Source organism: Trichlorobacter lovleyi, from assembly GCF_015239775.1.
GTDB lineage: Bacteria > Desulfobacterota > Desulfuromonadia > Geobacterales > Pseudopelobacteraceae > Trichlorobacter > Trichlorobacter lovleyi_B.
Genome location: NZ_CP058409.1, coordinates 2,096,796 through 2,118,916, shown reverse-complemented (window position 1 = coordinate 2,118,916; position 22,121 = coordinate 2,096,796). Strand labels below are relative to the sequence as shown.

General features: G+C 56.4%; 16 protein-coding genes. 13 read left to right on the top strand and 3 right to left on the bottom strand.

Annotated features, from left to right (window positions below; genetic code table 11):
- The first annotated feature begins 30 nt into the window (after nucleotides 1–30).
- Both FY034_RS09735 and FY034_RS09730 read left to right on the top strand, forming a co-directional pair.
- Entirely contained in the window at nucleotides 31–1,752 is a 1,722-nt protein-coding gene (locus FY034_RS09735; RefSeq protein ID WP_265549989.1) for a 30S ribosomal protein S1, read from the top strand.
- Nucleotides 1,753–1,842: 90 nt separating this feature from the next.
- Nucleotides 1,843–2,250 carry a DUF309 domain-containing protein gene (locus tag FY034_RS09730; protein ID WP_265549987.1) on the top strand — a complete coding sequence of 136 codons (408 nt, stop codon included), beginning with the start codon at nucleotides 1,843–1,845 and terminating at the stop codon, nucleotides 2,248–2,250.
- A gap of 77 nt (nucleotides 2,251–2,327) precedes the next feature.
- Here the strand turns inward: FY034_RS09730 and htpG are convergent, their stop codons facing one another.
- From htpG to FY034_RS09715, 3 genes are all read right to left on the bottom strand, one after another.
- Nucleotides 2,328–4,262: a molecular chaperone HtpG gene (gene htpG / locus FY034_RS09725; protein ID WP_265549985.1), complete on the bottom strand. Its 1,935-nt coding sequence runs from the start codon at nucleotides 4,260–4,262 to the stop codon at nucleotides 2,328–2,330.
- 74 nt (nucleotides 4,263–4,336) lie between these two features.
- Complete coding sequence (metH, locus tag FY034_RS09720; protein ID WP_265549984.1) at nucleotides 4,337–7,798, bottom strand: methionine synthase; 3,462 nt, start codon at nucleotides 7,796–7,798, stop codon at nucleotides 4,337–4,339.
- A complete protein-coding gene (locus tag FY034_RS09715; RefSeq protein ID WP_265549983.1) occupies nucleotides 7,795–8,667 on the bottom strand; it encodes a methylenetetrahydrofolate reductase in 873 nt (290 codons plus the stop codon). The genes metH and FY034_RS09715 overlap by 4 nt, the downstream gene beginning before the upstream one ends.
- 259 nt (nucleotides 8,668–8,926) lie before the next feature.
- Between FY034_RS09715 and miaB the strand changes: the two genes are divergently transcribed.
- From miaB to FY034_RS09660, 11 genes are all read left to right on the top strand, one after another.
- On the top strand, nucleotides 8,927–10,243 hold the full coding sequence (gene miaB / locus FY034_RS09710; RefSeq protein WP_265549981.1) for a tRNA (N6-isopentenyl adenosine(37)-C2)-methylthiotransferase MiaB: 1,317 nt from the start codon (nucleotides 8,927–8,929) through the stop codon (nucleotides 10,241–10,243).
- A gap of 17 nt (nucleotides 10,244–10,260) precedes the next feature.
- Nucleotides 10,261–11,937, top strand: a complete 1,677-nt coding sequence (locus tag FY034_RS09705; protein WP_265549979.1) for a glutamine--tRNA ligase/YqeY domain fusion protein — start codon at nucleotides 10,261–10,263, stop codon at nucleotides 11,935–11,937.
- Between the two features lie 149 nt (nucleotides 11,938–12,086).
- The gene (gene era / locus FY034_RS09700; RefSeq protein WP_265549977.1) at nucleotides 12,087–12,977 is read left to right on the top strand and encodes a GTPase Era; all 891 of its coding nucleotides are present in this window, start codon (nucleotides 12,087–12,089) and stop codon (nucleotides 12,975–12,977) included.
- A gap of 145 nt (nucleotides 12,978–13,122) precedes the next feature.
- The gene (der, locus tag FY034_RS09695; RefSeq protein ID WP_265549975.1) at nucleotides 13,123–14,472 is read left to right on the top strand and encodes a ribosome biogenesis GTPase Der; all 1,350 of its coding nucleotides are present in this window, start codon (nucleotides 13,123–13,125) and stop codon (nucleotides 14,470–14,472) included.
- 84 nt (nucleotides 14,473–14,556) lie between these two features.
- Nucleotides 14,557–15,552 carry a response regulator gene (locus FY034_RS09690; RefSeq protein ID WP_265555251.1) on the top strand — a complete coding sequence of 332 codons (996 nt, stop codon included), beginning with the start codon at nucleotides 14,557–14,559 and terminating at the stop codon, nucleotides 15,550–15,552.
- A 39-nt stretch (nucleotides 15,553–15,591) separates the two neighbouring features.
- Entirely contained in the window at nucleotides 15,592–15,960 is a 369-nt protein-coding gene (locus tag FY034_RS09685; RefSeq protein WP_265549973.1) for a response regulator, read from the top strand.
- A complete protein-coding gene (locus FY034_RS09680) occupies nucleotides 15,957–18,062 on the top strand; it encodes a chemotaxis protein CheA (protein ID WP_265549971.1) in 2,106 nt (701 codons plus the stop codon). Before FY034_RS09685 ends, FY034_RS09680 begins: the two co-directional genes overlap by 4 nt.
- 3 nt (nucleotides 18,063–18,065) lie before the next feature.
- Entirely contained in the window at nucleotides 18,066–18,866 is an 801-nt protein-coding gene (locus FY034_RS09675) for an ExeA family protein (protein WP_265549969.1), read from the top strand.
- Nucleotides 18,866–19,627: a chemotaxis protein CheW gene (locus FY034_RS09670; protein ID WP_265549967.1), complete on the top strand. Its 762-nt coding sequence runs from the start codon at nucleotides 18,866–18,868 to the stop codon at nucleotides 19,625–19,627. Before FY034_RS09675 ends, FY034_RS09670 begins: the two co-directional genes overlap by 1 nt.
- A gap of 1 nt (nucleotide 19,628) precedes the next feature.
- Nucleotides 19,629–20,114, top strand: a complete 486-nt coding sequence (locus FY034_RS09665) for a chemotaxis protein CheW (protein ID WP_265549964.1) — start codon at nucleotides 19,629–19,631, stop codon at nucleotides 20,112–20,114.
- A complete protein-coding gene (locus tag FY034_RS09660) occupies nucleotides 20,101–22,107 on the top strand; it encodes a HEAT repeat domain-containing protein (protein WP_265549962.1) in 2,007 nt (668 codons plus the stop codon). The genes FY034_RS09665 and FY034_RS09660 overlap by 14 nt, the downstream gene beginning before the upstream one ends.
- The last annotated feature ends 14 nt before the right edge of the window (nucleotides 22,108–22,121 follow it).

The window sequence follows — 22,121 nt, the reverse complement described above, 5'->3', positions numbered from 1 at the left end:
GGCGAAAATTAACCAGGGGGTATTGGTCACATGACTGAAGTGAAACGACTCAACGTAGATACCGATGATATGGACGTTGAGCACCAAAGCAACGAATTTGCAGAACTGTTCAGCGCCAGCCTGAAAGAGCAGGAGCGGCCTGAGCGGGATAAAATACTTGAGGGGACCGTTGTTCGTGTAGATCCTGATACGGTATTGGTGGATGTTGGCCGTAAATCTGAAGGTTTTGTTCCCATCAGTGAATTCAGGGATGCTGAAGGCAATGTATCGGTTTCTGTCGGTGATAAAGTCAAGGTTGTATCCAGCCGTGATGGCGGTAACAAGTTTTCCAAAAAGCGTGCTGATCAGATGGCAGCCTGGGAAACCATCCATGAAGCTGGCGGCGAGGGTGCTGTACTTGAAGGTACCATTATTGCCAAGACCAATGGCGGTTTCACCGTTGCCATCGGCGGTATCAATGCATTTCTGCCTGCTTCGCAGGTTGACACCCGTCCTTCCGGCAATGGCGATGCCTATATCGGTGTAGCCGGCCAGTTCAAGGTGATCAGTCTGAACCAGAAGCGTGGCAACATCGTTCTGTCCCGTCGTGCACTGCTTGAGGAAGAGCGTGCTGAATCCCGCAAGGCAACCCTTGAGAAACTGTCTGAAGGACAGATCATGCAGGGCGTGGTCAAGAACCTGACCGAGTACGGTGCCTTTGTCGATCTGGGCGGCGTAGACGGCCTGCTGCACGTGACTGACATCTCCTGGGGACGGGTTGGCAAGCCTGCTGATGTGCTGAAACCAGGCCAGGAAGTGAACGTCAAGATCCTCAAGTTTGACCGTGAAAAGGGTAAGGTTTCCGTTGGCATCAAGCAGACCCTGCCAGATCCGTGGCAGGATATTGCCAACCGTTTCCCGGAAGGCACCCGTGTATCCGGCAAGGTTGTCAGTCTGATGGATTACGGCGCATTTATTGAGCTTGAATCAGGCATCGAAGGTCTGGTGCACGTATCCGAGATGTCCTGGACCAAGCGGGTTCGTAAGGCCGCTGACATGCTGAACGTTGGCGATCAGGTGGATGTGGTTGTGCTGGGTGTGGACCTGCAGAACCGTAAGATCTCTCTGGGCCTCAAGCAGGTTAACGATAACCCCTGGCAGTCCATTGCTGAGCGCTATCCGGTTGGTACCAAGCTGGAGGGCCAGATCAAGAACATGACCGACTTCGGTATGTTCATCGGTATTGAAGAAGGTATCGACGGTCTGGTACACGTTTCAGATATCTCCTGGACCAAGCGGGTCAAGCATCCTGGCGATGTGTACAGCAAGGGTGATCTGGTTCAGGCCGTTGTACTCAAGGTTGATCCCCAGAATGAGCGTGTCTCCCTGGGCATCAAGCAACTGACTCCGGACCCATGGTCACTGGTACCGCAAAAGTATGCGCCGGGCACCCGTCTGGTTGGCAAGGTCGCCTCTACCACCGACTTCGGTGTGTTTGTTGAGATCGAAGAGGGGATTGAAGGCCTGATCCACGTTTCCGAGCTTTCCCGTGAAAAAGTTCCTTCTGCCAAAGACTTCGCCAATGTTGGTGATTCCATCGAGGCAGTTGTGCTGAACGCTGATTCTCGCGAGCGCCGGATTTCCCTCTCTGTGAAATCACTGGCAGCAGCAGCTGAGAAGGCCGAGTTTGAGTCCTATCTCGGTGGTGGTCAGGGTGAGGCAACCTCAAACCTGGGCGACCTGCTGAAGAGCCAGATGGATAAGGCGCGCTAGTTTAACAGTTCTTTGTAACGTATCTGCAAGAGGGGCATGGTACCGGTTGGTACGATGCCCTTTTTGTATGGTGGTGATGGGGAGGGGTAGGTGCCGACCGGTCCGGAGTCGACAAAAACATGCCAGGATAGCCCGTCAGGGCAGTTGTTGCTGGGGATTCGGCAGTTTAATGCTGCCCAGTGGTATGAATGCCATGAAACCCTTGAGCTGCTCTGGATTCCGGCAACGGGCGAGGTGCGTAATCTGTATCAGGGGATTATCCAACTTGCCATAGCCCTGCACCACTGGCGTAATGGTAACTTCAGCGGTGCAGTCAGTTTGCTCGATGGCGGTGTGGGCTATTTACGTAAGCTGCCGCAAACCTGCCTGTGGATCGATGTTGCAGAGCTGATCAGACAGGCTGAGTCGGTGAAAAAGCAGCTTGAGTCTTTGGGTAAGTCGAGAATGGCGGAACTGGATCAAAATTTTATTCCTAAAATTGTGACGGTTTCTGTTTAGGTCCGCGTGAACAATTGCCACACAAAAAGGACAGGCATGTTGCCTGTCCTTTTTGTGTAACGAGCGTATGAAACAGCTTATTGAGCTGCTTTTACCATCAGTTCACTGACCAGCTTGGTAAACTTGAGCGGGTCTTTGATCGGTGTGCCCTCGGTCAGCAATGCCTGGTCATAGAGCAGGTCGGCGTAATCCAGCAGGCGGGCATCATCGGCACTTTGCTTGTACATGTCGCCCATTACCTTCACAATCGGGTGATCTGGGTTCAGCTCCAGCACCCGCTTGGACTCAGGCACAGCCTGGTTCATGGCCTTCATGATCCGCTCCATGTTGGCGTTCATGCCAAAGTCATCAGCCACCAGGCAGCAGGCGCTGTCGGTCAGGCGGTTTGAGAAACGTACTTCCTTGATCTTGCTTTCAAGGCGGTTCTTGATCAGTTCCAGCAGGGAGCCGAACTCCTTCTTGGCCTCTTCCTGCTTCTTCTCCTTTTCCTTCTTCTCTTCTTCGCTGTCCAGGTCCACATCACCCCGGTCAACGGCCTTCAGTTTCTTCTCCTGGTACTCGTGCAGCGACTGTACCACCCATTCATCAACCGGGTCAGTCAGGAACAGTACCTCAAAACCCTTGGCGTTGAACGCCTCCAAGAGCGGAGATTGCTCAAGGCTGGCCTTGTCCTCACCGGTGATGTAGTAGATCTCTTTCTGGGCCTCCGGCATCCGCTCAACATACTGCTTGAGGGAGACATACTCGCCTTCACCGGAGCGGGTGCTCTGGAACAGCATCAACTCCTGCAGCTTTTCCTTGTTGGCATAGTCAAAGTGCAGCCCTTCCTTCAAGACCGGGCCAAACTCCTTCCAGAAGGTCAGGTACTGGTCATATTCCTTTTCCTTCAGCTCGGCCAGGGTGGAGAGGATCTTGTTGACCAGGCTCTTCTGAATCCGCTTGATCTGCACATCCTCCTGCAGGATCTCACGGGAGACGTTCAGCGGCAGGTCAGATGAGTCCACCACGCCGCGGACAAAGCGCAGGTAATCCGGCAGCAGGGCATCACACTTCTCGGTGATGAAGACCCGCTTGACATACAACTGGATGCCGCGCTTGCGCTCGGCCATGAACAGGTCAAACGGCTTCTTGGCCGGCAGGTAGAGCAACGCTTTGAACTCGCTGGTGCCTTCGGCAGCAAAGTGGATGGTCTTGAACGGGTCTTCAAAGTCATGGGAGACATGCTTGTAGAACTCTGTGTATTCCTCTTCGGTCACCTCGCTCTTGGGACGGGCCCAGATCGCCTTCATGGAGTTAAGGGTCTGTTCCTCAATCTTCTCGATGGTACCGGCCCCTTCGATCTCCTCACCATCCACCCCTTTGGGGGTCTCGGTGCGGGTGATATCCATGCAGACCGGATACTGGATAAAGTCGGAGTATTTCTTGACGATTGAGCGGATCTTCCACTCGTCCAGATACTCCTTGAACTCCTCCTTCAGGTGTAGCACGATCTCGGTGCCGCGCTCTGCCTTGCTGCAGTCTTCAATGGTATAGGAACCGTCACCGGTTGATTCCCAGCAGGTAGCGTGGGCTGCATCACCGGCTCGGCGGGTGGTGAGAACAACTTTGTCCGCTACCATGAAGGAGGCATAGAAGCCAACCCCGAACTGGCCGATCAGTTCCGGCTGCTGGGCTGCTGCCGCATCCTTCATGGCCTGCACGAATGATTTGGTGCCGGACTTGGCAATGGTGCCGATGTTTTCTTCCACCTCGGCCATGGACATGCCGATGCCGTTGTCGCGGATGGTCAGGGTGCCGTTGTCCTTATCGGGGATTAGCTTGATCTTCCAGTCGCTGTTGCCTTCCAGCAGAGACTCATTGGACTGGGCCTCAAAACGGGCCTTGTCAATGGCGTCGGATGCGTTGGAGATCAGCTCCCGCAGGAAGATGTCGCGGTTGGAGTAGAGTGAGTGGATAACCAGGTCAAGTAGCTGCTTAACTTCGGTCTGGAACTGCTTTGTTGCCTTGGACATGCCGGTTCTTCTCCTTCTAAGTTGATTGAGGTGACTGAAACGTAAGCATCAAGATGCTTGATTTCAAGGGGTGACTACCTGCTGACATCAAAATATTTGGCTTCCGGGTGATGGAACACCAAGGCCGAGACCGAGGCCTCGGGGTCCATCATATCCCCTTCCGTCAGGTTAATGCCGATCTGCTCGGGCTTCAGCAATGTAAACAGTTTTCTCTGATCAGCCAGTTCCGGGCAGGCCGGATAGCCGAAGGAGACCCGGATGCCCTGGTAGTCGGCATTAAAGAGCTGCTTCATGGTCAGGGCCTGGTCATCCACGATCCCCCAGGAGGTGCGGATCCGCTTGTGCAGGTATTCTGCGGTGGCCTCGGCCATTTCAAGGGCCAGAGCCTGCAGCAGGTGGGAGTTGAGGTAATCCCCATCAGCCTTCCACTGCTCAGACAGTTCCCGTACCCCCTGACCGCAGGTGACGGCAAACAGGGCCATGCTGTCCTTCTCGTTGCCAGCCAGCGGCCGGACAAAGTCTGCCACGCAGAGCTGTTCGCCGCTCTTCTGGCGGGGCAGGCTGAAGCGGGTTGCCTCGCTGCCATCTGCATTGAACAGGATCAGTTCATTGCCATCTCCGTTGGCTTGGTAGAAACGGTAGATGGCCTGGGGCTTGATCAGACCTTCCTGTAGTACCCGCTCCAGCATCGCCTCTACCGTCAGGTGCAGCCTGGTCGCCTTTTCATCCTGGCCGGCCAGCAGTTTGTCCACCGACCCGGTCAGGCCCAGATGCTTGGTATAGAGCATCTGACGATTCAGGTAGGGGATGATCTGGCCAACCGGGATATCCCGCAGGATATGTTGTTCAAGGTCCGGAGCCGCCGGGATGGGAGCATTGCAGCTGATAGCTGAGTGTGTTGAGCCGGTTGCAACGGTTGATTGGCCTGCGGCCTTGGCTGCTGCAATTTTGGCGCTGGCCTCCTGTTGGCGGGCCAGGTCAAGCATCAACTGCTGACGCAGTGCAGGATCAACCAGTTGGTTAGCCAGTTCCAGGCCGGCCATGGCATCCTTGGCATACAACACCGGGCCGCTATACTCAGGTGTAATCCGGGTGTCGGCAAAGGCGCGGGACAGGGCAGCACCCCCCACCAGCAGCGGCGCATCAATGCCGGCTGCCTTCAGGTCTGCGGCAGTGACAATCATCTGCAGGGCACTCTTGACCAACAGGCCGGACAGACCGATGAAATCAGGTTTTTCACGCTTGGCTGCGGCAATCAACTCTTCAGGTCCGACCTTGATCCCCAGGTTGATCACCTCAAAGCCGTTGTTGGAGAGGATGATTTCTACCAGGTTTTTACCGATGTCATGCACATCACCCTTGACCGTGGCCAACAGCATCTTGCCTTTGCTGGAGGTCTCATCCTTTGACAGGTGCGGTTCCAGGTGGGAGACCGCTGCCTTCATCGCCTCGGCAGACTGCAGCACCTCGGCCACAATCAACTGGTTGTCGTTGAACAGCCTGCCCACCTCAGCCATGCCGGCCATCAGGGGGCCGTTGATGATCTCCAGCGGTTTGTCGCCCCGGCTCAGGGCAGCATCCAGATCAGCGGTCAGGCCATCCTTGCTGCCTTCAATGATGTAGAGCGGCAAGCGCTGATCCAACGGCAGTTCCGCTGCCGGGGCATGGGAGACCGGTTTCTTGTCCCGAAAGGCAGCAGCAAAGGCCGCCACCGGATCTGTCCCGCGCCAGAAGATCAGGTCTTCAGCCAGCTTGCGTTCTTCTTCAGGTATGGAGGCGTAGCGCTCCAGTTTTTCGGTGTTGACAATGGCATAGCCCAGACCGGCCTTGACGCAGTGGTACAGGAACACTGCATTCAGCACCTCGCGGCCCGCTGCGGGCAGGCCGAAGGAGACGTTGGAGATCCCCAGAATGGTGCTGCACTGGGGGAAGGTCTCGCTGATCAAGCGCACCCCTTCAATGGTCTCCACGGCAGAACCGATGTAGTTGTCATCACCACTGCCCACCGGAAAGACCAGGGGATCAAAGATCAGGTCTTCAGGCCGCAGACCGTACTTGTTGACCAACAGGTCATAGGAGCGCCGGGCTACCTCCAGCTTGCGCTGGCGGGTAACGGCCATGCCGTTTGCGGGATCTTCATCAATACAGCCCACCACCACGGCACCGCCGTAGTGCCTGAGCAGCGGCGCTACCTTGGCAAAGCGTTCTTCGCCATCCTCCAGGTTGATGGAGTTGATCACGCATTTGCCCTGTAACCGCTGCAGTGCCAGTTCAGTTACGTTTGCATCGGTGGAGTCGATCATGATCGGCGCCCGTACCTTCTTGGGCAGGTAGAGCAGCATCTGCTCCATGTCGGCCAGCTCATCACGGTCCGGATTGGCCACGCAGATATCAATTACCTGGGCACCGGTCTTGACCTGGGCCCGGGCAATCTCGGCCGCCTCTTCAAACTGACCGGCCACGATCATGTTCTTGAACTTGCGGGAACCGATCACATTGGTCCGCTCTCCCACCAGTATCGGCCGGTTATCCTCTTCAATAAACAGCGGTTCAATGCCGGATACCAGCCTGCGGCGGGTTGTAACCGGTTTACGGGGCTGTCTGCCCTGGGCCATGCCTGCAATGGCAGCAATATGGGCCGGCGAGGTGCCGCAGCAGCCGCCAATGATGTTCAGCCAGCCCTGGTCCACAAAGCGGGACAGCTTCTGGGCCAGAGAGTCGGGAGATTCGGCATAGTGGCCGTTCTCATCCGGCAGACCGGCATTGGGGTAGACCGAGATATGGCAGGTGGCCAGCTCGGACAGGGCCCGCAGGTGGTCAGTCATGAACTCAGGACCGGTGGCGCAGTTTAGGCCGATACTGATCAGTCCCAGATTTTCTTCAAGGTGGGTCAGGGAGGCGTAGAGCGCCTCCACATTCTGGCCGGCCAGCATGGTGCCGGTCGGTTCAATGGTGCCGGAGACCATCAGCGGTACCCGCTGTCCGGTCTGTTCAAAGGCCAGCCGGATACCTTCAGCGGCAGCCTTGAGGTTGAGGGTGTCCTGGGCAGTCTCCAGCAGCAGCAGATCAACCCCGCCAGCCAATAGGCCGATGGTCTGATCCCTGAAGGCGCTGACCAATTGTTCAAAGGTTACTCCACCGGTGACCGAGATGGTACGGGTGGTAGGACCCATGGAACCGGCCACAAAGCGCGGCTTGTCAGGGGTACTGTAAGCGTCGCAGGCCTTGCGTGCCACCAGGGCCGCAGCCTTGTTCAATTCAAAGACCTTGTCGGCTAGGCCATACTCAGCCAGCACGATATCGGTGGAGCCAAAGGAACAGGTCTCCACAATATCAGCGCCAGCCTCCAGATAGGCCTTATGCACATCCTCAATCACACCAGGACGGGTTAAGACCAGCATCTCATTACAGCCTTCATACGCTTCTCCGCCAAAATCAGCAGCGGTCAGGTTACGGGCCTGCAACTGGGTGCCCATGGCGCCGTCAAGGATCAGGATACGCTGGGAAAGGGCCTGCAGTACGGGATTGTTGATCATGGCAAGAGTCCTTCGGTCAGTTCAAGTATGGCTTCGGCCTTGTTAAAGGTGTAGAGGTGTACCCCCTGCACGCCGCTAGCCAGCAGCTCTTCGGCCTGTTTGCGGGCATGGGCTACCCCCACTTTGCGTACCTCTGCTGCGCCGCCACGCTGGTCAGCAGCCTCCAGGGCTGCCATGAAGTCAGGCGGGATAAAGGCGCCGGAGAGCTGCTTGATCCGCTCGATCATCTTCAGGTTCAACACCGGCAGGATACCGGGGATGATCAGCTTGGTGATACCCCGCCCCTGGGCGCGCTTTACAAAATCAAAGTAGAGTTGATTGTCGAAAAAGAGCTGGGTAACCGCAAAGGCTCCCCCCAGATCCATCTTCAGCTTGAGGTAGCCCAGATCCGCCTCGGGGCTGATAGCCTCAGGGTGGGTCTCCGGGTAGGCTGCCACTGCAACCCCCATCTCCGGATGGGACTGGCCCACAAAGGAGACCAGATCAGAGGCAAAATGAAAAGGTGACTCAGTCAGCTGCTCCACCGGTGTTTCCAGGGGAGGGTCACCACGCAGGGCCAGGATGTTCCGGATACCGGCCTTTGACAGGTCGTCAAGAAAACGGTTCAAGCGGTCTGCCTGGGCACCCACGCAGGTTAGGTGGGCCATGGTCTCCAGCCCCAGCTGCTGCTGCATATGGGTCACAATCTCAAGGGTTGCGTCCTGATTGCTGCCGCCGGCGCCATAGGTGACCGAGGCAAACAGCGGGTTCAGGCTGGCCAGACGTTCTACCACCTTGAAAAAGGCAGGCCAGTCCTGGCGCTCCTTGGGGGGGAAGTATTCCACCGAGACAAAACGGCAACCGGTTGCAAGTTTGTCAGCTATCTTCATGGTTAATACATCCTTGTTGAATAATAATTCAGATTCCAGTTCAAGGATGATATCAAGGCGGCGAGGAGTTCGGTGACACAGGTGTACAACATAGTACATCGAGGAACCGAAGACGAGCCAACGAAGAGAGCGCCTTGAAATGGAATCTGAATAAGTGGTGTACTATAGCAGGCCTAGGCTGGCTGCGCCACAAAAACTAGTTGTGTCAACCAGCTTTGTATTGACGGAATGCCCCAAAAACACTATAAAAAACGATTCTATGAACCAGAAAAAACTCTACATTGATACGGTTGGCTGTCAGATGAATGTCAACGATTCTGAGCGGATTGTGACCATGCTGCAGCCACTGGGCTATACCCAGACAACCCGCAGGCATGAGGCCGCTCTGATCCTGTTCAATACCTGTACCGTGCGGGCCGGGGCAGAGGAGTGTCTGCTCCAGAATATCGCCAACCTGAAGAACCTGAAGCGTAAAAAGCCCGGCACCCTGATCGGGGTGGCCGGTTGCGTTGCCCAGCAGATGGGGGCGGAGCTGCTGCAGAAATTTCCCTGGGTTGATCTGGTGTTTGGCACCCATAACCTGCATCTGGTGCCGGAGATGGTAAAAGATGCTGAAGCCGGCAGGCGACGGGCTGAGACCGATTTTCTGGACAGCAGCGAACGGCTTGACCTGTTTCCACCGATTGAAGGACGCAAACGGGTCTCCGCCTTTGTCACCGTGATGCAGGGCTGTGATAACTTCTGCTCCTACTGCATTGTCCCCTATGTACGGGGCAGGGAGATCAGCCGCCGCTTTGCCGAGATCCTGCAGGAGGTGCAGGATCTGGCTGAACAGGGAGTGCGCGAAGTTGTTCTGCTGGGACAGAACGTCAACTCCTACGGCTTGCGGGGAGAGCAGCAGCCCTCCTTTGCCGAGCTTGTCAGGGCTGTGGCGGCAGTGTCCGGTATAGACCGGGTCAGGTTTGTGACCTCCCACCCCAAGGATATGTCTGACGACCTGATTGCCTGCTTTGCTGATCTGCCCAAGCTGTGCGGTTCCCTGCACCTGCCGGCCCAGGCCGGCAACAACCGGATCCTGAAGGCGATGAACCGGGGGTACAGCCGCGAACATTATCTGGAGACGATTGCCAAGCTGCGTCAGGCCCGGCCCGGCATCAAACTGACCGGTGACATGATTGTCGGATTTCCCGGTGAGACTGAGGCGGAGTTTGAAGAGACCCTCTCGTTGATGGAAGAGGTGCGCTACTTTGACCTGTTTTCCTTTGTCTATTCACCCCGGCCCGGCACCAAGGCTGCTGAGCTGAGTGACGACCTGGCCAAAGAGGTTAAGCTGGCGCGGCTGGATCGCCTGCAGAAGCTGCAGGCGGTGCACTCCCGTATCCACAACGAGGCCTATGTCGGATCGACCCAGCAGGTGCTGGTGGAGGGGCTGGCCAAGCGGCATGGGCAGGTCAGTGGCCGTTGCGACAGTGGACGGATCGTTAATCTGGCAGGTTCTCCGGCCCTGATCGGCAGGCTGGTGGATGTGAAGATTCTGGAAGGATATGCCAACTCCCTGCTGGGCGAGTTGTTATAAGTATTGAGAGGTTATGCATGAGCACTGAAACCGTTACCCCAACAGCAAACTTTCTGCGCACCATTGTCAGTGACGACCTTACCAGTGGCAAGCATCAGACCGTGGTGACCCGTTTTCCACCTGAGCCCAACGGCTACCTGCATATCGGCCATGCCAAGTCGATCTGTCTCAACTTTGGTCTGGCCCGCGACTTTGGCGGCCAGTGTCACCTGCGCTTTGATGACACCAATCCGGTCAAGGAAGAGACCGAGTATATTGAGTCGATCAAGGAGAGCGTGCGCTGGCTGGGATTTGACTGGGGCGAGCATCTCTATCACGCCTCGGACTATTTTGAACAGCTCTACCAGTGGGCCGAGTACCTGATTCAGCAGGGTAAGGCCTATGTGGATGACCTGACCCCGGAACAGATGAAGGAGTATCGCGGCACATTGACGGAGCCAGGTAAGGAATCTCCGTTCCGCAGCCGCAGTGTGGAGGAAAACCTGGACCTGTTCCGCAGGATGCGGGCCGGTGAGTTTAGCGACGGTGCCAAGGTGCTGCGGGCCAAGATCGACATGGCCTCTCCCAATATGAACCTGCGTGACCCGGTCATGTACCGGATTCTGCATACCAGCCACCCCCATGTGGGGGATGCCTGGTGCATCTACCCGATGTATGACTTTACCCATGGCCAGTCCGATGCCATTGAAGAGATTACCCACTCCATCTGCACCCTGGAGTTTGAATCACATCGTCCGTTGTACGAGTGGTTTCTGGACAACCTGCCGGTGCCTGCCAAGCCGCGGCAGTACGAGTTTGCCCGCCTGAACCTCTCCTACACCGTGATGAGCAAACGCAAACTGCAGGAACTGGTGCAGACCGGCCTGGTGAATGGCTGGGATGATCCCCGCATGCCCACCATCATGGGCTTGAAACGTCGCGGCTTCACTCCGGCAGCGATCCGTACCTTCTGTGACCGGATCGGGGTGGGGCGTAGTGATGCCTGGATCGGCTATGAGCTGCTGGAGGAGTGTGTCAGAAACGATCTGAACGATACTGCCCTGCGGGCCATGGCCGTGCTGCATCCGATCAAGCTGATCATCGACAACTATCCGGAAGGACAGGTGGACGAGTTTGAGGTGGCCAATCATCCATCACAGCCTGAACTAGGTACACGCAAGCTGCCTTTTTCACGCGAGATCCTGATTGATGCGGATGACTTTATGGAGAACCCGTCCAAGGGATTCCATCGCCTGACGGTTGGTGGCGAAGTTAAACTGAAGTATGCCTATGTGGTCAAGTGTACCGGTATGATCAAGGATGAGCAGGGCAGGGTGGTTGAGCTGCATGCCGACTATGATCCCGGCTCAACCAACGGGCCGATGACCTCGGATGGCCGTAAGATCAAAGGGGTGATCCACTGGCTGTCAGCTCCCCATGCTGCAACTGTGGAAGCCCGTCTGTTTGATCGGCTATTCAGTGATGCCAACCCTGACCGGGGTGGGGCAGACTACAAGCAGTTCCTGAATCCTGACTCCCTACAGACTTTGCCGCAGTGTCGGGTTGAAGTGTCGCTGCTGGATGCAGCACCTGGCCAGAGCTTCCAGTTTGAGCGTCTGGGCTATTTCTGCGCTGATCAGAAGGATTCACAGCCGGGCAAACCGGTCTTTAACCGTGTGGTGACCCTGCGTGATACCTGGGGCGGAAAGAACTGAGCCTCATGCAAAACCGCTGCGGAGCCAATCTGCTTTGTTGCCACTCACTCGGAAGCTCAACGTACCTGGATAGTACGTCTCACTTCCTCATTCGCTTGCGCCGTGCATCTCGGCTTCCTCACAACATTTTGCAAGAGGCTCTCTAACGTATGGATACTTCAACGTACAAAGCAGGATTTGTCTCGATTATCGGTCGTCCCAATGTGGGCAAGTCCACCCTGTTGAACCGGATTCTCGGTGAGAAGATCGTGGCGGTCTCGGACAAGCCCCAGACCACCCGCAACGTGATCCGTGGCATCCTGTCCGATGAGACCAGCCAGATCGTGTTTGTGGATACCCCTGGTATCCATACTGCCCGTACCCGGATCAACCGGGCCATGGTGGATGCTGCCATGACGGCGGTGACCGGGATTGACCTGATGCTGCTGGTGGTGGATGCCACCCAGAAGATTGAAGATGCATTCATCAAGGATATCTGTGGAAAGGCCGGAGCGCCGATCTATCTGGTCTTGAACAAGATCGATCAGGTCACCCCTAAAGAAAAGCTGTTTACCGTGATTGAGAGCTATACCCACCTGTATGACTTTCCGGAGATCATCCCGATCTCCGCCCAAAGCGGCAGTAATATTGAGCGTCTGGTGGACCTGGTGCGGGAACACCTGCCGGAGGGTGAGGCGCTCTTCCCGGATGATATCCTGACGGATCTGCCGGAAAAGTTTATTGTGGCAGAGCTGATCCGTGAAAAGGTCTTCCGCCTGACCAACCGCGAGGTGCCCTATGGCACAGCCGTGGTGGTGGAGGCGTTTGCCGAGCGGGAGAACGGGCTGGTGGCAATCAACGCCACCATCATGGTGGAACGGGATTCCCACAAAGGAATCATCATTGGCAAAAAAGGGGTCATGCTCAAAAAAATAGGTGAGCAGGCCCGTCGTGATATCGAACGCCTGCTGGGAACCAAGGTCTATCTGGAGTTGTTTGTGCAGGTGCAGGAACGCTGGACCGAGCGGACCGCCATGCTGCGGGAGTTAGGATACGAGTGAGCCTCTTTCAAAACTACTGCGGAGGCCGTCTACTGCGTTGCGCGGTGCTCGCTCTTTCGCCTACCTTACATGGTATGTCTCAATCGCTGCGCTCCGTGCGCCTTATATCCGGCCTTCCTCGTGACATTTTGAAAGAGGCTTATACATGAAATCAATAGTAGCCATAGTAGGCCGTCCAAATGTGGGCAAATCAACCCTGTTTAACCGGATTGTAGGCGAGCGCAGGGCTATCGTGGATGATATGCCTGGTGTGACCCGTGATCGCAACTACGCGGTGGTGGAGCGTTACGACAAGCCGTTTATCCTGGTGGATACCGGCGGGTTTGAGCCGGTCACTGAAGACCGGATGCTGCAGCAGATGCGCGAACAGTCGCTTTTGGCCATGGAAGAGGCTGACGTGATCCTGTTTCTGATGGATGCCAAGCAGGGACTGACCCCGGCAGATAATGAAGTTGCCACCATGCTGCGGCGGGTGGACAAGCCGGTCTTCTATGTGGTCAACAAGGTGGATGGTGAGAAGATCGAGAACGAGGCAGCCGAGTTCTATGCCCTGGGTATCGACAACATGCATACCATCTCGGCGGCGCACAATCGTGGCATCAGAGACCTCCTGGATGAGGTTCAGGCCCTGCTGCCTGATGAACCGTTGCCGGGCGAAGATGAAGTGACCAGGATCGCGGTGGTGGGGCGGCCCAATGTGGGCAAATCATCGCTGGTTAACCGGCTGCTCGGTTTTGAGCGGGTAGTGGCCAATCCCGTTGCCGGCACGACCCGCGATTCGGTGGATACCTTTTTTACCTGTAACAAGAAACGGTACTGCCTGATCGATACGGCCGGTATCCGGCGTAAGGGCAAGACCAGCCAGAAGCTTGAAAAATACAGCGTTGTTGATGCCTTGAAGAGTATTGAACGGGCTGATGTGGCCCTGATCGTGCTGAATGCCGAAGACGGTATCACGGAGCAGGACAAGCATATTGCCGGGTATGTCTACGAGGCAGGCCGTGCCTGTCTGTTTGTGGTCAACAAGTGGGATACCCTGGAGAAGGATAACAAGACCATCGGCAAGTTTGTGGAACAAATCCAGTATGAATTCAAGTTTCTGGCCTTTGCTCCGATCGTGTTCGTTTCGGCCAAGACCGGTCAGCGGATTCATAAGGTGATGGAAGAGGCAGCAGAGGTGGCAGAACAGTACTCCCGCAGGGTTACAACATCTGAATTGAACCGTGTCTTCAAGGAAGCGGTGGAGGCCCACCATGCCCCGTTGCACCACGCCCGGCGGGTCAAATTCTATTTTGCCACCCAGGTGGCGGTCAAGCCGCCCACCTTTGCCATCTTCACCAACCAGCCCGACGGAGTGCTGACGCCGTACCAACGGTACCTGGGCAACCGCTTCCGGGATGCCTTTGGTTTCAAGGGGACGCCGTTCAGGTTACTGTTCCGTGGCAGGGAGCGAAAGCAGGCTGACGGCAGGGAAAGAAAACCCTCTAAACAGTGATATGGCTTTACTCAAACTATTCTGTGGTTTATCATTATCGCCTTGTTTGTCGTGGTATTACCGGTAAGGAGAACTGTCGTGCAGATGCAGAGCGGACTGCATGGAAAACTGGAAGAACTGGGACTTGACGAAATCCTTCAGATTGTCGGAGTGAGCCGGCGTACCGGTATTCTGACCCTGAAAAGCAGAGGGCGTGAGGCGGTGCTGCAGTTCCGTGACGGCCTGCTGGTCAGAGTCACCTCTACCGGCTTCCAGCAGAGCCTTGGAGAACTGCTGATCCGTAATGGTGCCGCCACTCCCGAGATGGTGCAGCAGGCCCTGGCTATCCAGCAGCAGGAGCAGTTCCGTGAGCGGATCGGCACGATCCTGCACCATCGTTTCCATGTTGACCTGCAGCTGATTGAGCAGACCGTGCGGGAACAGATCAGCAACGTCTTGATGACCCTGTTTGCCTGGACAGAGGGGAGCTTCGACTGTGCTTCTCTTGATGTTGAAACAGTGGATGCCGCCTATCTTGACCCGGTGCAACTGATCCTGGAGCTGGGCGAGAAATCTCCGGACCAGCTGGTTGCCGAGGCCGTGCGTGTCCAGCAACAGCTTGGGGCTGATGAGGGCCGGGAACCGCTTGAAGAGATTCTGGAACCTCCTGCCCTGGAACCTGAAACAGCACTGCCAGCCATGGTGGTTGTTGACGATGACAGCAGCATGGCAGAGGCGCTGGCTGATGAACTGCAACGTTGGTTTACCGTATCGGTATTCACCAGAAGTGAAGAGGCGCTGGTGAAGGTGGATGCGCTGTTCCGTTCCGGTTCCTGTCCGGTGGTGCTGGTGGACCTGATCATGCCAAAGATGGATGGTACCGGTGTGCTGGGAGGACTGGAACTGATCCAGCTGTTACAGCGAAACTTTGCCGGTATCAGGCTTGTGGCGGTTTCCGATTTTCATCATGCCGAGGCTGTCTCTGAGCTTGCCGGCCTGGGCTGTCCATTTCTGATCAAACCACGCCGCGGTGACACCAAGGGAGAACAGTTCACTGCTTTGCTGAACAACCTCAAAGATATTTTACCATTGCAGGGCTAGCGACTTTCACGGGTCAGAGGTTTGGAGGAACCTGTATTCATGAAGACCTTCACCATTCTTATTGTTGATGATTCGGCGGCCATGCGTTCACTGCTGGTTTCCACTCTGGAAACATTGGGAACCATTGCTACTGTGCAGGCTCCAAATGGTTTTGAAGCGTTGCGTATGCTGCCCCGTGAGCAGGTTGACCTGGTTCTGACCGATATCAATATGCCGGATATCAATGGGCTTGAACTGCTCAGCTTCATTCGAAACAACCCTATGTATAAGGATGTCCCGGTCGTTGTCATCTCCACCGAAGGAAGCCGTAAAGATATTGAAAAGGGGCTTTCCCTGGGGGCCAATGAGTATCTGGTAAAACCATTCCAGCCGGAACAACTTCTTGAGATAGTTAAAAGGTTTCTATGAGTTCGTCCTCCCCCCCATCATCTGACGCAGCGCGTGATTTTCTGGCAGAAGCCGAGGAAATTGTCGAAGAGCTCGGGACGCAACTGGCCGACCTGGCTGACATGGCTGAGAAGGGGGCCTGGGAGCCTGATCTGCTGAACGCCATTTTTCGTGGTGCCCATTCCCTGAAGGGACTGGCAGGCATGTTTGGCTTTGGCATGATCGCTGAGACCGCCCATCATGCCGAGAACCTGCTTGACTGGTTACGGATGGGGAAGATTTCACTTACCCCTGCGGTGCTGGAACTGCTGTTTTCCTCTGCTGCACTGCTTACGACACTGCTGCGCGCCTGTGTTGACGGTACCCTTGATCAGCATCAGGCTGCCGCCTCCGCCCATGCATCTGCCATTGCAGCCTGTCTCAATCCTGTTGAACCGGTCTCTGCCCCTCCCTTGCTTGAACAACTTGGCCTTTCAGACTCATTGATGGGGGCGCTGACCGAGTACGAAGAACACCGCCTGAAAGAAAACTGCAGCAAGGGGCGCCATATCTATGTGGTGCATGCCTCCTTTGAACTGACGACCTTTGATCAGGGACTGGCTGAGCTGACCGATATCCTGAAAGGGTGTGGCGAGGTCATCAGTACCCTGCCAAGCGTTGGCGAACGTATCGAAACCCATATCGATTTTGATCTGCTGGTGGGAACGGATCGCAATGAACAGGAACTTTCAGCGCTCCTGAAGCATCTTGACGTATCCATCCTGCTGGCGGGAGCTGCGAAGGGAGATGCAAAGGCAGCAGCGCTACCGGACCGGGCCGATTTCCAGCCGGTTGCTGTCACTGCCTCTGCATCGGAAACAGCAGATACTCCCGTGGTGCTGCCTGCTTCGGAGCTGCCCAGCGCCAGCCCGGATGAGGCCTTTTCTGCCAAGAGCATGAGCCGAACCGTGCGGGTGGATATCGGTAAGCTGGATGAACTGATGAATATTGTGGGAGAACTGGTGCTGGCCCACTCCTCCATTTCATCCATTGCCAACCGGATGCGGACCGAAGGGTTTTCCCGGATGGCCATTGATCTGGGCAAGGCGGCCAAGGGTCTTGAACGGCGCCTGACCGACCTGCAAAAGGGGGTCATGGATATCCGCATGATCCCGGTGGGGCAGCTGTATGAAAAGATGTCCCGGATTGTGCGCAAGATCTCCCGTGAGCAGGGCAAGAAGATCGAGCTGAAGCTGTATGGCGCCGAGACGGAGCTTGACAAGCTGATTGTGGAGGATATTGCCGACCCGCTGATGCATATCATCCGGAATGCCATTGATCATGGCATCGAGTCGCCGGAACGGCGGCTGGCTAGCGGCAAGGATGAGCGGGGTACGGTCCGTCTTTCCTCTTTTCAGAAGGGCAACCATGTTGTGATTGAAGTGGAGGACGATGGCGCCGGCATTGACCTTGAAAAGGTCAAGCAAAAGGCCCTGTCCAAGGGGTTGGTGCAGGATATTAGCGGCATGTCAGACCGCGAGGCACTTGACCTGATCTTTATGCCCGGTTTTTCTACGGCAGATGCGATCACCGACATCTCCGGCCGCGGTGTCGGCATGGATGTGGTGCGCAACAATATTGCTGCTGTATCCGGCATGGTTGATATTGAAACCAGGTTGGGGCAGGGTTCCCGCTTTACAATCATATTGCCGATCACCCTGGCCATCATCAAGGCTCTGATTATCTTCTGCGCCGGGCGCACCTACGCAATACCGATCACCTCGGTGGTTGAATCCCTGATACTTGAACCTGCTGATATCAAGACCGTTGAAGGCAAGGAAGTGATCAATCTGCGCGAGCAGACCCTGCCGCTGCTGCGGCTGGAACGGCTCTTCAGGGTTGAGCGGGTCGGGATTAATCCCGGAGAACAGTATGTCGTGGTGGTCGGTTCAGCGGAAAAACGGCTGGGTATTGTGGTGGATGACCTGTTGGGACAGCAGGATATTGTCATCAAACCTCTGGGACCGGCTTTCAGGGCGTTGCGCGGTATCTCGGGTGCAGCGGACCTTGGGGATCAGCGCACCATCCTGGTGCTGGACGCTGGCGGCATTATTGCTGAAACCATGCGTGGCAGCGGGGCGTAGGCCGTGTACAAGGAGTATTTCGGCCTGAAGGAAAAGCCGTTTGGCAAGACGCCGGACCCGCGTTTTCTGTTCCTCTCCAAAGGGCATGAAGAGGCATTGGCCAGGCTGGAATATGCGGTGGAAGAACGTGAAATTGCCCTTTTGACCGGTGATGTCGGCTGCGGCAAGACCACCCTGTCCAGGGCATTGATGGATCGTTGCGGCACGGGCTATCGCTTTGTCCTGATCTTTAATCCCCGCATGGGGGCGCTTGAGTTTCTGCGTACCATGGCCCACGGACTGGACATTGAGCAACCTGCCCGCAGCAAGGATGATCTGTTGCGCCAGATTACCGGCAGGCTTTACGATCTGTACCGGGACAATCTCTGCCCGGTGCTGGTGATTGACGAGGCCCAGACCATAACCGAGCTTGAAGTCTTTGATGAGATCCGCCTGTTGACCAACTACCAGATGGATGATCATAACCTGATCAGTGTCCTGATCATGGGGCAGCCCGAACTGCGCAGCCTGCTCAGATATCAGCCGATGGAACCGCTCAGGCAGCGTATCTCCCTGCATTTTCATCTGCAGCCGCTTTCCCTTGAGGAAACCATGGAATACCTCGATTTCAGAATAGTGGCAAGTGGTGGCGTTCCGGGGATCTTTACACCGGATGCCGTACAGGCAATCTACGAGTTGTCAGCCGGGGTTCCGCGCAGGATCAATGCTGTGGCCACCAATGCATTGCTGGTGGCGTACGGCAGTGATGCTGCTGTCATAGATGCATCAATTATTCAGGAAGTTCGTGATGAGGTAACGCTCTGATGGAACTGGCCAAGATTCGCAACAAGGCGCGGCAGGAGGGGGCACCAGGGGCAACCGAGGAGCTCAGTGCTCCATTGCCGGAACCGGTCGTCCTGCAGCCCGATCATGTCGTGCCGCCCGCCTTGACGTTATCCGATGACTCCGTTGCTCAGCAAGCTGCGCCGGTTTCCTTCCCCGGGCCGGCCATGGTTCGTGCCGTCCCTGTCGCAGCCCATTTTGACCCGCTGTCTGTGATTCTTGCCGGCAGGGAGTCTGACCGTTCCACGAGCGGTACGGTGCTGCCGGAGACTGAGCAGGAGCACCAGACAGCTGTACCTGAAGAGCTGTTTGAAGAGTTTCTCTGTTTCCGGCTGGGTGATGAGGAGTACGGCATCAACATCATGGAGATCAAAGAGATCATCAAGTCCCGGGAACTGACCGAGGTGCCCAGAACACCCGGCTTTGTGGATGGCGTGCTTTCCCTGCGCGGGGTGATTGTGCCGGTTTTTACCATGCGCAAGCGGCTCGGTATGTCTCTTGAGTACGATGCCGGTCAGGAACGGATCATTATTGTCCGCTGTGGCGACAGCCTGCATGGCTTACGGGTTGACCGGGTGACCGATGTGGTCAAGATCGCCACAACCGACCGCGAAGTCACACCGTCGATGCTTGAAGGGGTGGCCCGTGAATTTGTGTCGGGTATCGGCAGGACCGGAAAACGGATGCTGATCATTCTGGATATCTGCAAGGTGGTTGATACTGCCCTTGGTGAGGTTGCCTAGCATGGAATCAGGTGTTCAGGAGCTGCAACTGGCAGGTTTTCTGATGGGGGACAACCTGTTCGCCATTGATATCATGCGGATCAAGGAGATCGTCATTCCGCAGAAGCTTGCGGGATTTCCGCTGCAGAACAGCAGCCTTGACGGCATGATCAATCTGCGTGGACAGGTGATCCCGGTCATGAACCTGCGTGCCCGTTTCGGGATGCCACCCCGGCCCGGCGGACCGGGCAAACTGATGATCGTATCGGTGGCAGGACGTCTGGTGGCCCTTGCGGTGGATGACCTTGATGAAGTGGTGACGGTGCCGGTGCGGGATCTGACACCGCCACCCGATATGATCGAAGGGGTAGGGGCTGAATTTCTGATTGCAGTGTGCCTCTGCAATGAGCGGCTCTATCTGGTGCTTGATATCGATTTCCTCTTTACCCCTTCAGCACGACACCCCCAGGGACAGATTCAGGAGGGAATGCTGCATGGCGATGCCTGATAGCCGCCAGATGGCTGCAGACCATGACGAAGAAGTACGCTACCGGGCTGTGCAGGAACAGCGCCATCTGCCCCTGCGGAAAAGTAGAGCCGTTCTCTTTGCTGCTCTTGGTGACGAAAGCTGGCGTGTGCGTAAGCAGGCTGTGGAGGTTGTGCTGGCAGCACGGCCTGACCAGGATGATATCCATCAGCTGATCGACCTGTTGCGGGATGAGGAAAATGCAGGGCTGCGCAATGCAACTGCCGAGCTGCTGGTCAGATGCGGCGTCAGGGTTGTGCCGATTCTGTTGGATTATCTGAACGATGCGGATCATGACCTGCGCAAGCTGGTGGTGGATGCCCTGGGTGCCCTGGGCGGTGAAGAGGCGTTGGCCGGTTTGACCCGTGCCCTGTCAGACCCGGACAGCAACGTGGCTGCAGCAGCAGCTGAAGGGTTGGGGGTTGCAGGTAACGCGGAATCCGTTCCCGAATTGTTACGGCATCTTGAACATAATCAGGAACCATTTTTCCGCTTCAATGCCCTGGCTGCACTGGGGCGGATCGGGGTTGCCGGGCCATTGCCGGCGGTTGTCAAGCAGCTTGCCGGGCAGGATCTCCTGCGACGGGCCGTGTTTGAGTGCCTCGGCAAAATCGGTAGCGATCATGATGCTGTTGAGTTACTGCTGGAGGGGGTGCTGTCACACCTGCCCAGTGTCCGCCAGGCTGCTGTCAGCTCGCTGGCACAGGTGCTGCAACGCCTCGATGCTGCCGGGTTGTCAGAGGCCAAGGCACGCCTGCAGCTTTTGGCTGATAAAGGGCTGATCGAACAGTTGATTGCTGCATGTACCCCCGCCAGCCTCGGGGTGAACGAGGCGGTTGTAGCAATTCTGGGGCTGCTGGCAGATCCGCGTGGTCTTGAGGTACTGTTTTCCGCATTGGCGGATGAACGTCTGGCAGCGGCAGCAGAATCGGCATTACGACAGCTGGGGCTCACTGCGGTCAGAGCTGCCAATGCACGTTTTGCTATAACAGCATCGGTTGATGAACGGTCTGCCCTGTGCAGATTTATCGGGAATTGCGGGGCACCGGAAGGGGTGGAAACTATCCGCTGTGCCCTCGCGGATACGGCAGCCCAGGTACGCATCGCTGCAGTCTATGCCTCTGCCAAACTGACCGATCCGGAACTGCCTGCACAGGTTGCAGAGCTTTTGAATGATGAGGACGCCCTGGTGCGGGCAGCAGCACTGGCAGCATTGCTTCATTACGCTGATAGTGACCTCCAGGTGATCGGAACTGCTGCAAAGCAGCTGGCATCTGCGCCGGATCCTGAACAGCGCAGAGGGGCCGCCTTGCTCTTTGCTGCCGTTCAGGATGGTGAACAGCTTGCCCGGCTGTTGAAAGATGAAAATGCCTCGGTGCGTGAATCTGCTGCCCGAGCTGCCGGAAAACTGAGACCTGCCGAGGGCTGTTCCCATCTGATGATGGCACTGGTTGATGAGGAACCTGATGTCCGGATTGCTGCTGCCGAGGCACTGGGAGACTGCCGGGACGATGCCGCCATTGCACCGCTTCGTTTGTCTCTGCATGACAATGACGCCTGGGTCCAGGCCGCTGCCCTGCGTAGCCTGGTACAGCTGGCTGGCGAGGCCGCACTGCCTGATCTGTTGCAACTCTGGGAAGAGGGAGATGAAGTGGTGCAGCTGGCCTGTCTCGAAGCGTTTGAGCAGATCGGCTCAGTCGCAGCGTTGGAGGCGGTTTCAAGGGATCTGGGACGGCGTGACGGTGAGGTGCTGAAGGGAGCGGTCGAGCTGTTGCACCGTTACGACCTGTCGCTGCTGCTGCCCTGGTTTAATCATATCATCTGTCACCAGGATTGGGATGTGCGAATAACCGCTGTCAGGGCCAGCAGCGCTCTGCCTGCTGAAGACCGTACGACATTGCTGCAGATGGCTCTGGATCGCGAAGATAATGATCTGGTCAGGGCCGAGATCAGGTCTCAGCTGGGCGCAGACTGAAGATGTGTCCTTTT